General features: G+C 70.3%; 9 protein-coding genes and 1 pseudogene. 6 read left to right on the plus strand and 4 right to left on the minus strand.

The annotated features are described in order from the left end of the window. Window positions 1–185: 185 nt before the first annotated feature. Window positions 186–3,089 (minus strand): glycoside hydrolase family 48 protein, encoded by a 2,904-nt coding sequence (locus IE124_RS22770; protein WP_189509772.1) that lies wholly within the window; start codon window positions 3,087–3,089, stop codon window positions 186–188. 274 nt (window positions 3,090–3,363) lie between these two features. Here IE124_RS22770 and IE124_RS22775 point away from each other — a divergent pair, with 274 nt between their 5' ends. Both IE124_RS22775 and IE124_RS22780 read left to right on the plus strand, forming a co-directional pair. After that, window positions 3,364–4,911 (plus strand): cellulase family glycosylhydrolase, encoded by a 1,548-nt coding sequence (locus IE124_RS22775; RefSeq protein WP_189509774.1) that lies wholly within the window; start codon window positions 3,364–3,366, stop codon window positions 4,909–4,911. A gap of 61 nt (window positions 4,912–4,972) precedes the next feature. Beyond that, complete coding sequence (locus IE124_RS22780; protein ID WP_189509776.1) at window positions 4,973–6,724, plus strand: glycoside hydrolase family 6 protein; 1,752 nt, start codon at window positions 4,973–4,975, stop codon at window positions 6,722–6,724. A gap of 85 nt (window positions 6,725–6,809) precedes the next feature. Here IE124_RS22780 and IE124_RS22785 read toward each other — a convergent pair whose 3' ends face one another. The 3 genes and pseudogenes from IE124_RS22785 to IE124_RS22795 form a co-directional block, all read right to left on the minus strand. After that, window positions 6,810–7,319, minus strand: a complete 510-nt coding sequence (locus IE124_RS22785) for an imine reductase family protein (RefSeq protein WP_229832726.1) — start codon at window positions 7,317–7,319, stop codon at window positions 6,810–6,812. Between the two features lie 91 nt (window positions 7,320–7,410). Continuing rightward, a pseudogene (locus IE124_RS35645) lies at window positions 7,411–7,749 on the minus strand (NAD(P)-binding domain-containing protein); the annotation flags it as partial. Window positions 7,750–7,837: 88 nt separating this feature from the next. Further along, on the minus strand, window positions 7,838–8,923 hold the full coding sequence (locus tag IE124_RS22795; RefSeq protein WP_189509781.1) for a LacI family DNA-binding transcriptional regulator: 1,086 nt from the start codon (window positions 8,921–8,923) through the stop codon (window positions 7,838–7,840). Window positions 8,924–9,254: 331 nt separating this feature from the next. Here IE124_RS22795 and IE124_RS22800 point away from each other — a divergent pair, with 331 nt between their 5' ends. From IE124_RS22800 to IE124_RS22815, 4 genes are all read left to right on the plus strand, one after another. Then, the gene (locus IE124_RS22800; protein WP_189509783.1) at window positions 9,255–10,598 is read left to right on the plus strand and encodes an ABC transporter substrate-binding protein; all 1,344 of its coding nucleotides are present in this window, start codon (window positions 9,255–9,257) and stop codon (window positions 10,596–10,598) included. Between the two features lie 90 nt (window positions 10,599–10,688). After that, the gene (locus IE124_RS22805) at window positions 10,689–11,693 is read left to right on the plus strand and encodes a carbohydrate ABC transporter permease (RefSeq protein ID WP_189509784.1); all 1,005 of its coding nucleotides are present in this window, start codon (window positions 10,689–10,691) and stop codon (window positions 11,691–11,693) included. A gap of 4 nt (window positions 11,694–11,697) precedes the next feature. Continuing rightward, the gene (locus IE124_RS22810) at window positions 11,698–12,582 is read left to right on the plus strand and encodes a carbohydrate ABC transporter permease (RefSeq protein WP_189509786.1); all 885 of its coding nucleotides are present in this window, start codon (window positions 11,698–11,700) and stop codon (window positions 12,580–12,582) included. A 71-nt stretch (window positions 12,583–12,653) separates the two neighbouring features. Continuing rightward, window positions 12,654–14,096 (plus strand): GH1 family beta-glucosidase, encoded by a 1,443-nt coding sequence (locus IE124_RS22815; RefSeq protein WP_189509788.1) that lies wholly within the window; start codon window positions 12,654–12,656, stop codon window positions 14,094–14,096. Window positions 14,097–14,235: the final 139 nt, after the last annotated feature.

Here is a 14,235-nt window from a genome sequence, read left to right on the forward strand (position 1 = left end):
ATTTCGGACACTGGCCGTGTGTCCGAACGAGAACGTAAGAGCAGGGACTTCGGGCGTCAATGGATCACCGGCGGGTCCGGGCACGCGTGAAGGCCGGGGCGGGCACGCGTGAAGGCCGGGCGGTCCCCTCTCGGGGTCCACCCGGCCTCGTCGCACGCGGAGCCGTCTCCATGCGGGGCGGGCTGTTACTCGAGCAGCTCCGCGTACGAGCCCATGGCCAGGGCGATGTCCGCCTGGGCCCAGAACCGGTGGTAGGTGAAGACGGGGGCGGCGCCGCCCGCCAGATAGGCCTCGATCTTCGGCCAGGCCGGGTCGTCCTGGTAGAAGCTGCGCATCGAGGCGAAGGTGGAGGAGGTGTTCACCGTGTCGCCGTTCGGCATGACGCCGGTCCAGCCGCTCGGGACGAACACCGGGTCGTCGAAGCGGTTGTAGTCGGCGCGGGTCTCCTCGACGGCGATGCCCAGCGGGTCCTGGTGGTGATCCCACATGCCGTCGAGCAGGGCCTTGGCGACGCGCTTGGCCTCGGCGTGGCCGGACTTGGCCGCGTAGTAGGTGAGGGTCTTGGCGTAGGCGGCGGCGACACCGACGTCGTTCGTGTAGTCGGCGACGGTGACGTGCAGCCCCGCGTTGGCGCCGGGGTTCGCCGCGTTCCAGGTGTCGGGCGCGCCGGACCACTGGAGGGTGGAGGGGATGCGGTAGGTGCCGTCCGGGTTGATCGTGGTCTTGGACAGCGCCCAGGAGACCCACTTGTCGAGGACGGTCTTCGCCTCGGTGTCGCCGGTCTGCTGGTAGTACTCGGCGACCCGCTCCATGGACCAGGCCTGGAAGCCGAACCACTGGTTCGACGCCGGGTCGTGATAGACGGGCTTCTCGTCGTAGAAGAGGCCGTGGAAGGTGGGCGTGCCGGCCGGCGGGGTGGCGTAGCGGCCCTGCCAGCTGTTGGTGGCGCCGCCCGCGATGGCACCCTCGTCCGACTGGAGCCAGCGGTAGAACTCCAGCTGGCGGTCGAGGCTGGTCGCCCAGTCGGCCTGGCCCGTCGCGGACTTCGGCTTGAGCGGGGCGTACTGGCTGAGCGCGTAGGCGGCGAGGGGGTTCTGGTAGCCGCTGTGGTTGTGGCTGGATCCGATGCGCCAGGACCAGCCGGCGGAGGTGTCCGTGGCACCTCCCCAGGCGTAGTACCAGGAGAGCAGGTAGGTGGCGCTGTCCTTGCCGGTGCCCGCGGGGCAGGCGGTCGGGCCGACGCAGTTGCCGGCCTTCTTGAAGTACTTGTCGAACATCGCGTACCGCAGGTAGTCGCCCATCTTGGCGGCCTTGCCGACGGTGGCGGAGACCTGCGTGCCCTTGCCTTGCTGCTTGGCCCAGAGGTCGGCCCAGTAGGCGGCCTGGACGGCGCGGGCGTCGGCGTCGGGGGCGTTCGTGAACTTCCACTGCTTGGCGTAGGAGGCGTCCCCGGTGAAGAGGTCGAGGTAGCCGTTCTTCCCGCCGTAGGAGAAGTTGTCGCAGGTGGGATGGGTGACGGTCTCCCAGACGGACTCCTGCGGTCCGCGCTGGAAGGTGTTGATGTAGGAGGGGCCTGTCGCCGTCGGTCCGGCGGAGCACTTGCCGGGTTCGTTGCCGAAGCCGTAGACGTTGTCGACGTCCTGGATCCAGTGCATCCCGTAGATGTCGTCGGTGTTGTAGGCGCTCTTGAGCTCGGCGGCGATCGGGTCGGAGCCGGAGGTCACGCCGGAGTCGAGCCGCGCCGGGTACTGCGAGGGCAGATCCCACTCGGGGGCGTAAGTCGCCGGCTTGGAGGCGTTGTACGAGCCGGTGGTGGGCGTGTCGGCATGGGTGGGGATCATGAATTTCTCCATGGTGTCCCAGGCGCCGTTGAACTTGGTCCAGTCGCCGGTGATCTTGCCGTACATGGCCTGGAGCCAGACGAGGTAGCTGTACGCCTCCGAGGTCGTCTCGTGCCCGTGGTCGGGGGCCTCGACGATCAGGGTCTCGACGGAGTGGTACGGGATGCCCTCGGGCGAGAAGTAGCCGTTGGCCGGATTCGTGATCTTCCCGTGCAGGTCGAGGAAGCGGGCGTCGTACGTGGAGTTCGCGGCCAGCTGGGCCACGGTGACCTCGGCCTTGGCGTGACCGGGGGCGGTCGCGGTGAAGACGGCCGAGCCGGTGCCGGTGGCCGCGGCGGCGACGGTCACCTTCTGGGCGGTGTTCCAGTTCGCCGGGGTGAAGGTGAGCGAGGCCGGAGTCGCGGTGAGGTTGGCGTTGCCGGAGGTACGGGCGACACTCACCGTGACGTTCGCGGTGGGGGCGGTGGAGAGCTTCAGGTCGAAGGTGCCGGTCGCGCCCTGGCGGACGCCGAGTTGGCTCGGGGAGGCGACGAGCGCGGCCCCCGCGGCGACGGTGATGCCGACGGGCGCCGACTCGGCGGACGCGCCGAGGCTGTCGTAGGCCTTGGCGTAGAGGGAGTGGGAGCCGGCGGCGAGGCCGGCCGCGCTGAAGGCGAACGGCGCGGTCGTGTCCGTACCGAGGAGCGTGGTGTCGCTGTAGAACTCCACCTTGCTCACGGTGGCGCTGTCGGCAGCGGCGGCGGTGGCGGCGAGGGGGACCGCGTCGCCGGCGGTGAAGACGGCGCCCGCGGTGGGGCTGGTCAGGACGGCGACCGGCGGCTGGTGGGCGCCGGTGCAGGGGGTGCCGTTGACCGCGAAGGAGGTGGGGGCGGCATTGGCCCCGCTGTAGGTGAACTGGGCGCCGGTGGTGGTGGCGGCACCGGCGGCGAGGGTGCCGTTCCAGGACGCGTTGGTCACCGTGACGTTCTTGCCGGACTGGGACCAGTTGCCGCTCCAGCCGTTGGTGAGCTTCTGGTCGCCGGCGTAGGAGTAGGTCAGCGTCCAGCCGTTGAGGGCTTCGGCCGCCCGGTTGGTGAGCGTGAGTTCGGCCGTGAAGCCCGAACCCCAGTCGTTGGTCCTGTAGTCGACGCTGCACTGCACGGACGCGGCCTGGGCGGTGGAGACGGCGCCGACGGCCGTGAGACCCAGGGGGAGGGAGAGGGCCGCGGCCAGCGCGGTCAGTGTCCGACGTGGTCGTGTTCGAGGCATGCGGGTGGTTCTCCTCGCGGCTCGGGAGGTTGGGGGTGCGAAGAGCGGATGGGCCCATGGGGACAAGCCCTGAACCAGTGGGAGCGCTCCCACTGTGCAGTTGGGCCGCATCGGCGTCAAGACGTGCGAAGAGTCGAAGCCGAATGACGAGGAAATTTACCCAACCCCTCTTTTCCTTGGCGGCAGTTGACGCTACGGTCTGCCCGACCAGTGGGAGCGAATCCGTCCGGTCGGCGCACCGCCATTGGTGTGCCCACGCTGCGAGGACTCGCTCATGCGACATCCCCCACGTCTTTCCGCGCTGCTCGCAGGAGCGGCGCTCACGATGGCGAGCACCGCGTTCGCCGTCATGGGTACGGCCTCAGGAGCCGCGGCCGCATCCGTCTGCACGGTGGAGTACTCGGTCGCCGGCCAGTGGGCCGGCGGCTACCAGGGCGCCGTCACCGTCACCAACAACAGTGCCGCGCTGAGCAGTTGGAGCCTCGGCTTCGACTTCCCGGCCGGCCAGGTCGTCAGTCAGGGCTGGGGCGGCAAGTGGTCCCAGTCCGGGGCCTCCGTCACGGTCGTGAACGAGAGCTGGAACGCGGCGCTCGGCACGGGCGCCAAGGTGACGGGCGGCTTCATCGCCTCCTGGACGGGCGCCAACACGGCACCCACCACCTTCACGCTGAACGGCACGCCGTGCGACACGGGCGCGCCCCCGACACCGACGCCCACGGCGACGGCCACGACGCCGACACCCACTCCCACCCCTGCTCCCACCGACCCGACGACGCCCCCGACCTCACCGCCGCCGACTCCGGCCACCGGTGCGCCCGAACTGAGCGTCACCGGAAACAAGTTCACCGACCAGAACGGCGCCGTCCGCCGTCTCCTCGGCGTCAACCGCTCCGGCGGCGAGTTCATGTGCGTCCAGGGCCACGGCTTCTTCGACGGTCCCGTCGACGACGCCTCGGTCAAGGCCATCGCCGACTGGAAGGCCAACACGGTCCGCATCCCCCTCAACGAGGAGTGCTGGCTCGGCCTGGACAACATCAAGCCCGAGTACCGGGGCACGAACTACGTCAACGCGGTCAAGGACCTGGTGACCAAGGTCCTCGCCCACGGCATGACACCGGTCGTCGAACTGCACTGGACGCACGGCCAGTACACGGGCAACTCCGCCGGCTGCGCCGACGTGCACGCCTCCTGCCAGAAGCCGATGCCCGGCGCCCAGTACACCCCGGCGTTCTGGACCTCGGTGGCGAACACCTTCAAGAACGACAAGCGGGTCGTCTTCGACCTGTTCAACGAGCCCTATCCGGACCGGGCGACCTCCACCGCGACGCAGGCCTGGTCCTGCTGGCGCGACGGCGGCACCTGCCCCGGCATCGGCTACGAGGTCGCCGGCATGCAGGACCTGGTGGACGCGGTCCGCGCCACGGGGGCGAAGAACCTGGTTCTCGTCCCGGGCATCGCGTACTCCAACGACCTCAGCCAGTGGCGCGCGTACAAACCCACTGACCCGGCGGGCAATCTGGCCGCCGCCTGGCACGTCTACAACTTCAACACCTGCGCCGACGAGACGTGCTGGAACAACACCCTCGCCCCCGTGGCCGCCGAGGCACCTCTCCTCGCGGGCGAGATCGGTGAGAACACCTGCGGACACACGTTCATCGACCGCGTCATGAAGTGGTTCGACGACCGCGGTCTCTCGTACCTGGGCTGGACCTGGAACACCTGGAACTGCAACTCCGGGCCTGCACTGATCAGTTCGTACGACGGCACTCCCACCGCGTTCGGCATCGGGCTGCGCGACCACCTGCGCGCGCTGACCCCGTGACGTCCCCCGCGAGTCCCCTCGCACCTTCCTCGCACGTCCCCGGAAAGGAACCCCCACCCGCATGAGCCGCACCAGAAACACCAGCCGCACCGCGCTCCTGGCCGCACTCGGCCTCATCACGGCCACCGGCGCGACCGCCACCGTCCTCGGCACCGCCACCGCCGGCGCCGCAGCCCCCGGCTGCAAGGTGGACTACCAGATCACCAACCAGTGGAGCACCGGCTTCGGCACCAACGTGACCGTCACCAACACCGGCGACCCGCTGTCCTCCTGGACCCTCGAATGGTCCTACGCCGGCAACCAGCAGGTCACGCAGGGCTGGAACGCCACCATCACCCAGTCCGGCGCCGCCGTCACCGCCAAGAACGTCTCCTACAACGGGACGCTGGCCACGGGCGGTTCCACCTCCTTCGGCTTCAACGGCTCCTACAGCGGTACGAACGCGGTGCCGGCCACCTTCACGCTCAACGGGGTCGTCTGCAACGGCGCCACCCCGCCGACCACTCCCCCGACCACCCCGCCCACGACTCCCCCGACCACGCCTCCCACCACACCGCCGGGAACCAAGGCCGACAACCCGTACGCCGGCGCCAAGGTGTACGTGAACCCCGAGTGGGCCGCGAAGGCCGCCGCCGAGCCTGGCGGCACCAAGGTGTCCAACCAGCCCACCGGCATCTGGCTGGACCGGATCGCCGCGGTCAACGGCTCCGCCACCACCATGGGTCTGCGCGCCCACCTCGACGAGGCCTTGAAGCAGAAGGGCTCCGGCGAGCTCGTCGTCCAGCTGGTCGTCTACAACCTGCCCGGCCGCGACTGCGCCGCGCTGGCCTCCAACGGAGAGCTGGGCCCGACGGAGATCGGCCGCTACAAGACCGAGTACATCGACCCGCTCGCCGCGATCCTCGCCGACCCGAAGTACGGGGGCCTGCGGATCGTCACCACGGTGGAGATCGACTCGCTGCCCAACCTGGTCACCAACGTCTCCGGGCGCCCGACGGCCACCGCCAACTGCGACGTCATGAAGGCCAACGGCAACTACATCACCGGTGTCGGCTACGCGCTCAAGAAGCTGGGCTCCATCGGCAACGTCTACAACTACGTCGATGCCGGACACCACGGCTGGCTGGGCTGGGACGACAACTTCGGCCCCTCCGCCGAGCTGTTCAAGCAGGCCGCCACGGCCGAGGGCTCGACGGTCGAGAACGTCCACGGCTTCATCGTGAACACCGCCAACTACAGCGCCCTGAAGGAGGACCACTTCACCATCAACGACAGCGTCAACGGCACCTCGGTGCGCCAGTCGAAGTGGGTCGACTGGAACCGGTACACCGACGAGCTGTCCTACGCCCAGGCGATGCGCGCCAAGCTGGTCTCGATCGGCTTCAACAGCAACCTCGGCATGCTGATCGACACCTCCCGCAACGGCTGGGGCGGCACCGCGCGCCCCACCGGCCCGGGCGCGCTCACCAGCGTCGACACCTACGTCAACGGCGGACGCTACGACCGGCGCATCAACCCCGGCAACTGGTGCAACCAGTCCGGGGCGGGCCTCGGCGAACGGCCGCAGGCGGCGCCGGCCGCCGGCATCGACGCGTACGTGTGGATGAAGCCCCCGGGCGAGTCCGACGGCGCCTCCAAGGAGATCCCGAACGACGAGGGCAAGGGCTTCGACCGGATGTGCGACCCGACGTACACCGGCAACGTCCGTAACGGGAACAGCATGTCGGGCTCGCTCCCGGACGCCCCGCTCGCGGGCAAGTGGTTCTCGGCCCAGTTCCAGGAGCTCCTGAAGAACGCGCACCCGGCGCTGTAGCACCTCTCGCACGCGAGCGCTCCGCTCGTACGGGAATCCGCGGCCGGCCGGACCTTCCGGTCCCGGCCGGCCGCGGGCACGTGTCCTACCGCCTGAAATGCTCGACCAGGCGCGCGTAGCTGTCGTCGCCGTGCCCCTCCGCCAGGGCCTTGTCCACCAGGCCGAGGGTGTAGCGGGGGAACTCGGTGTCGACGTTCCGCGCCGCGCTCTCGCGGACCAGGTCCTCGACCGACGGCCGGTGGTGCCGGAGTGCTCCGTACTCCGTCGCGTACGCGCCGGAGTCGACCTCGTCGGCGATGAACGGGAGGGACGCGAGGAGAGACGACACGGATGCCCGGGCGTCGTCCAGGAACCGCGCCGTCCCGATGCCCTCACTGGCCAGCAGAGCGGACGCGTGCAGGAATCCGTTGAGCGCGCCCCACATGGTGCCGTGCACGGCCATGCCGTAGAGGGCGGGTACGCCGGCGTCCTCGGCGATCAGGGTTCCCCGACCGCCGATGAGCCGGAGCACCGGCTCGAAGCGGACGTGGTCGGCGGCGGAGCCTCCGTAGAAGACGACGGTCTCCGCTCCCCCGACGCCCGGGGCGATCGTCATGATCTGGCCGTGCAGGTACCGTGCGCCCCCGGCCCTCGGTCCACTCGGACGCGGCCCTGGCCTCCGCCGACGTGCCGTCGGTCAGATTGACGACGGTCCGGCCGGAGAGCGCGTCGCCCGACGCCTCCAGCAGCTCGCGGGCCGTGGCGGCGCCCTTCACGCTGACGATCACGAGCGAAGCGGCGGAGACGGCCTCGCGGACGGTCGCGGCCCGCACCGCCCCTCCGGCGACCAGGGCGTCGGCCTTCTCCGGCGAGCGGTTCCACACGGCGGTCGGATGCCCGCCCGCAAGGAACGCGTGCGCGAGCGCCGTACCCATCTCGCCGAGCCCCAACACGGCCACGTTGACGGGCGGCTGGGCGTCGGTCTGTGCTGCGGTGGTGGTGGTGGTCATCGATGTCATCCCTCTGTCGGGTCGCCCCGGTCCCATGGGTCCGGGGCGCCTGTGGTCCGAGGAACGTCACGCTAAAAGCTGAACCGCACTTGAGGTCAACAGGCGGATAGTAATCCGTTTTCCCTCAGCAGGACTCGCGCACGATCAGCTCCGTCGGCAGCACGTGCCGCCGCGGCTCCTCCGACACCTCCCCGCCCCCGCCGCTCCCTCCACCCTCCGGCATTCCCTGGATCTCCCGGATCAGCATCCGCGCCATCGTGCGGCCCATCTCCTCGATGGGCTGCCGCACGCTCGTCAGCGGTGGATCCATCAGCCGCGCCACCGCCGAGTCGTCGACCCCCACCAGCGCCACGTCCTCGGGCACCCGCCGCCCCGCCTCCCGCAGCACCCCGCGCGCGCCGGCCGCCATCACGTCGGAGGCGACGAAGACGGCGTCCAGGTCCGGCCTGCGGTCGAGCAGCAGCCGCATGGCCCGCCGGCCGCCTTCCTCGGTGAAGTCGCCGGTGGAGACGAGCGCTTCGTCCGGCGCGTGCCCCGCCTCGGCGAGCCCGGCCCGGTAGCCCCCGAGCCGGGCACGGGCCACGTACATGTCGAGCGGCCCGGTGACGGTCGCGATACGGCTCCGGCCGCCGCCCACGAGGTGCGCGACGGCCGCGCGCCCCGCCCCGATGTTGTCGGAGTCGACGTACGGCACGGGCTCGGCCTCCGAGCGGCGCCCGTTCATGACGACCGGGAGGCCGAGCTCACGGATCCGGTCGGGCAGCGGGTCGTCGCCGTGGACGGAGGCGAGCAGCACTCCGTCGACGCGCTGGGCGGCGAGGTACTGCTCGAAGCGCTGGCGCTCCTGCTCGCTGCGGACCAGGGTGAGCAGCAGCTGCTTGTCGGCGTCCGCCAGTTCGGCGCTGACCCCGCGGATGAGGTCGAGGAAGTAGGGCTCGGCGAAGAGCCGGGCCTCCGCCTCGGGGATGACGAGCGCGATGGCGTCGGTGCGACTGCCCGCGAGGGCGCGGGCGGCCTGGTTGGGTACGTAGCCGAGTTCGGCGACGGCGCGGGCGACGGCCGTTCTGGTCTGTTCGCTCACCCGGGGGGAGCCGTTGATCACCCGGGAGACCGTGCCCCGGCCGACCCCGGCCCTGGCCGCGACCTGCTCCAGGGTCGGTCTGCCGTTCTGCCGTCCGTTCACAACTCCCGAACTCCCCTCGTAGGACATCGCGCAGCCCACCAAGACCACTACAGGAATGGGAGCGCTCCCACACTAGTTCACCGCACTCCTCCCGCGCCACGCGCGTGCGTTCAGGAGATGACGGCCCCGCCCCCACGTGACCCCGACGAAACCCCCGAGGCACCTTCCGGTAACGAATCCGCGTTCATGTCTTGACACCCGCACCCGCCAGGCAGCAACCTTCCGGCAACGACGTGGGAGCGCTCCCATCGGGCGCACACAGCCTGCATCAGGTCCTGGCGGGCAGCCGCCGAGCCGCGATCAGCCGGCCGGACCTCTTGGCGCACAACGAGCACCACCTTTGGACGAGGAGAGTGGAATGCGCACTTCCAGCAGCAGACGCGGACGCCGTGCGGCGATCGCGGCGGTCGCCGTCGTCGTGACCGGTACGACCCTGCTCACCGGTTGCGGCAGCGACAGTGACGACGGCGGCGGCGACGCCCAGGGCGGCGGCAAGATCACCCTGCGGGTCGGGACCTTCGGTTCCTTCGGCTACGACAACAAGACCGGCGCCAAGCTCTACGCCGAGTACGAGAAGGCCCACCCCAACATCAAGATCGAGGAGACCAACGTCTCCGACGGCCAGAAGTACTGGGACACGCTGAAGCTGCGCCTCGCCCAGAACAACGGTCTCGCCGACATCCAGGCCGTCGAGGTCGGCTACATCGCCGAGGCGACCGGCGAGACCATGGCCTCCAAGTGGGTCGACCTGAGCAAGGAGGGCGGCGCGGACATCGGCGCCTTCCTCGACTGGAAGGTCAAGCAGGCGACGACGGCGAGCGGCAGCGTCATCGGCCTCGGCACCGACATCGGCCCGATGGCCGTCTGCTACAACAAGGAGCTCTTCGCCAAGGCCAAGCTGCCGACCGAGCGCGACGCGGTCGCCAAGCTGTGGGCCGGCGACTGGTCCAAGTTCCTCGAGGCCGGGAACACCTACAAGAAGAACGCGCCCGCCGGCACCGCCTTCCACGACTCGGCGAGCGGCCTCTTCAACGCCGTGGTCTCCAGCGACCCCGTCCAGTACGCCGACGCGAGCGGCAAGCTCGACTGGGAGAACAGCCCCGGCGTGAAGAAGGCCTGGGACACCGCCGTCGCGGCGAGCAAGGGCGGACTCACCGCCAAGCTCCGCCAGTTCGACGAGAAGGGCACCTGGAACGCCGCCTTCAAGAACTCCAAGTTCGCCACGGTCGCCTGCCCCAGCTGGATGACGGGCATCATCAAGGACCAGGCCGGCCCCGCCAACCAGGGCAAGTGGGACATCGCCACGCCGCCGGTCTCCGGGAACTGGGGCGGCGCCTTCCTCGCCGTGCCGAAGTCCGGGAAGCACACCAAGGAGGCGGCCGAGCTCGCCGCCTGGCTGACCGCACCCGAGCAGCACGCCAAGGTCTTCGCGGTCAACGGCAACATCCCCTCGTCCAGGGACACGCTCACCTCCTCGGCGGTCCAGGACGCCAAGCTGCCGTACTTCGGCGAGACCCCGGTCGGCAAGATCTTCTCGTCCGCCGCCGCCGGGATCAAGCCCGCCGTCATCAGCCGCTGGGACGGCCAGGTGAAGACCTTCCTCACCGACAACGGCATCCTCGACATCGAGCAGCGCGGCACCGACCCGGCCAAGGCCTGGGAGAACGTCAAGAAGCTGGTCGACGACAAGATCGACCAGTAGCGGGGGGCGCCTGCCGGTCCGCCGCCGCCTGCGGGCGGCGGACCGGCACCGTCCGCACCACCGCACGCATCGACCTGGAAGGACGCCCCCGTGGCCACCTCCGTTCGGGCGAGGCCCGACGGCTCCCCGCCGCCCGCCGCACCGCCCTCCCCCTCCGGCTCCCGGAAGCGCCGCTCCGCCTCCCCCGGCTGGCGCAGCACCCTTTACCGCTGGGACATCAAGGCGACCCCGTACGTCTTCATCGCCCCCTTCTTCCTCACCTTCGCCGCCTTCGGCCTCTTCCCGCTGATCTACACGGGCTGGCTCTCCCTCAACCGGGTCGAGCTCGGCGGCGACCCGCAGTGGAAGGGCCTGGAGAACTACACCGACCTCGCGACCAGCGAGTTCTTCTGGAACGCCCTCGCCAACACCTTCACCATCGGGGTCATCTCGACCGTCCCCCAGCTGCTCATGGCCCTCGGCCTGGCACACCTGCTCAACTACAAGCTCCGCGGCCGCGGCTTCTTCCGGATCGCGATCCTCGCCCCGTACGCCACGTCGATCGCGGCGGCGACCCTCGTCTTCGCCCAGCTCTTCAACACCGACTACGGGATGATCAACACCGTCCTCGGCTGGGTCGGCTTCGACCCGGTCCACTGGGAGTCGTCCAAGTGGCCGGCGCAGATCGCGATCTCCGTGATCGTCACCTGGCGCTGGACCGGCTACAACGCCCTGATCTACTTGGCCGCCATGCAGGCCGTGCCCCAGGACCTGTACGAGGCCGCCTCCCTCGACGGGGCTTCGCGCTGGCGCCAGTTCATCAGCGTCACCATCCCGTCGATCCGGCCGACCATCCTCTTCACCGTCGTCGTCTCCACCATCGGCGCCACCCAGCTCTTCGGCGAGCCGATGCTCTACGGCGGCAGCGTCGGCATCAGCGGCGGCAGCGGCAACCAGTTCCAGACGCTGAGCCTGCTGATGTACGAGAAGGGGTGGGTGAACAACGCGCTGGGCCAGGCCTCCGCCATCGCCTGGATCATGCTGCTGCTCCTCCTGCTCGTCGGCGGCGTCCAGGCGCTCGTCTCCCGTCACAACCGCAAGAAGCTGGGAGGCTGACGCCATGGCCCGCACTCTCGACACGGCGCCCCGTTCCGGGCGGCGTTTCCGCCAGTCGGCCGGACGGCAGCACCACGCCGGGCCCCTGACCTACGTCCTGCTGGCCGTGGCCGCCGTGGTCTCGCTCTTCCCGCTGTACTGGAACCTGGTCGCCGCCTCGCACAGCGGCGAGCGGGTCGTCCAGGCCCCGGCGCCGCTCCTGCCCGGCCCCCGCCTCCTGGACAACCTCAGCTTCGCCTGGAACCAGGTCCACATGGGCGAGGCGCTGATCAACACCACGGTCGTCGCCGGTCTGGTGGCCGCGTCCACCGTCGTCTTCTCCACGCTCGCCGGCTTCGCCTTCGCCAAGCTGCCCTTCCGGGGCCGCGGCATGCTGCTCTCTCTCGTGGTCGCCACGATGACGATCCCGCCGCAGCTCAGCGTCATCCCGCTGTACCAGATCATCACCGACCTCGGGTGGTTCGACCAGCTCCAGTCCGTCGTCCTGCCCTCGCTGGTCGCCGCCTTCGGCGTGTTCTTCATGCGCCAGTTCCTCGTCGAGGCCCTGCCCGTCGAGCTGGTCGAGGCGGCCCGCATGGACGGCGCGCACAGCCTCCGGGTGATCTGGCACGTGGTCTTCCCCGTGGCCCGGCCCGCGATGGCCGTGCTCGGCATGCTCGTCTTCGTCCAGGCGTGGAACGACTTCTTCTGGCCGTTCATCGCACTGACCCAGGACGGCAACCCCACCCTCCAGGTGGCCCTCGCCGGCCTCGGCGCGGGCAACCACACGGTGGACCACGCCGTCGTCCTGACCGGCGCCCTCATATCCACCGTGCCGCTGCTGCTCGTCTTCGCCTTCCTCGGCAAGCACATCGTCGGCGGCATCACGGCAGGCGCCGTGAAGAGCTGAGCGGCCGCACCTGCTCCGCACCCCACATTCCGAACGTACCGACCCCGTACCCGCGTTGGGAGCGCTCTCCTATGACCGCGTCCGAAACCCGGCCGCTCACCGCCATCCGCTCGTTCCCGTCCGACTTCCTCTGGGGCGCCGCCACCGCCGCGTACCAGATCGAAGGGGCGGCGGCGGAGGACGGCCGTACCCCGTCCATCTGGGACACCTTCTCGCACACCCCCGGCAAGGTCTTCGAGGGCCACACCGGTGACGTGGCTGTCGACCACTACCACCGGTTCCGCGAGGACGTCGGCATCATGTCCGAACTGGGCCTGAACGCCTACCGGTTCTCCGTCTCCTGGTCCCGCGTCCAGCCCACCGGGCGGGGCCCGGCCGTCCAGAAGGGCCTGGACTTCTACCGGGCCCTCGTCGACGAGCTGCTCGCCGCCGGGATCGAGCCGGCCCTGACGCTCTACCACTGGGACCTGCCCCAGGAGTTGGAGGACGCCGGCGGCTGGCCCGAGCGGGCGACCGCCGAGCGTTTCGCCGAGTACGCCGGGATCGTCGCGGACGCCCTCGGCGACCGGGTCACCCGGTGGACCACGCTCAACGAACCCTGGTGCACCGCCTTCCTGGGCTACGGCTCCGGGGTCCACGCCCCGGGCCGCACGGACCAGGTCGACTCCCTGCGTGCCGCCCACCACCTCAACCTCGGACACGGCCTCGCCGTCCAGGCCCTGCGGGCCGCCCTCCCGGCGGACCGGCAGCTCGCGGTCTCCCTCAACCTCCACGAGGTGCGCCCGCTGACGGACTCCGCCGAGGACCGGGACGCGGCCCGCCGCATCGACGCCGTCGGCAACCGGATCTGGCTCGGTCCGATGCTGGACGGCGCCTATCCCGAGGACCTGCTCGCCGACACCGCGCACCTCACGGACTGGTCCTTCGTCCGGGACGGCGACACCGCGGCCGTGCGGCAGCCGCTGGACCTGCTGGCCGTCAACTACTACACGCCGACGCTGGTCTCGCACGTCGCGGAGGGTGCGGAGAAGCCGCAGGACGACGGGCACGGCAACAGCGAGCACTCGCCGTGGCCCGGCGCGGACTCCGTCGCCTTCCACCGCGCACCCGGCGAGCGGACCGCGATGGGCTGGCCGGTCGACGCGAGCGCACTGTACGACCTGCTGAGCCGGGTCTCGGCCGCCTACCCGGACCTGCCGCTGGTGATCAGCGAGAACGGCGCCGCGTACGAGGACGAGGTCGGCGAGGACGGCTCGGTGCACGACCCGGAGCGCGCCGCCTATGTGCACGCGCACCTGGAGGCCGTGCACCGCGCGCTCACGGACGGGGTGGACGTGCGCGGCTACTTCCTGTGGTCGCTGCTCGACAACTTCGAGTGGGCGTACGGCTACGCGAAGCGGTTCGGCGCGGTCCGGGTGGACTACGACACGCTGGAGCGCACCCCGAAGTCCAGCGCGCTCTGGTACGGGCGGGTGGCGCGGACGGGCGAACTCCACGCCCCGTTCAGCGACTGAGGCGGTAGCTCGACGGGCCGTGCCGGACCACCGGCACGGCCCGTCGGCATGCCCCGGACCCCGGACACACCCCCAAGACACCCCCTGGCTCTTCGGCGACGGCATGTCCTTGACGAACACGATTCCCGAGCCGCGGGAG

Origin of the sequence: Streptomyces narbonensis (genome assembly GCF_014649015.1) — a bacterium.
GTDB classification, from domain to species: domain Bacteria; phylum Actinomycetota; class Actinomycetes; order Streptomycetales; family Streptomycetaceae; genus Streptomyces; species Streptomyces narbonensis.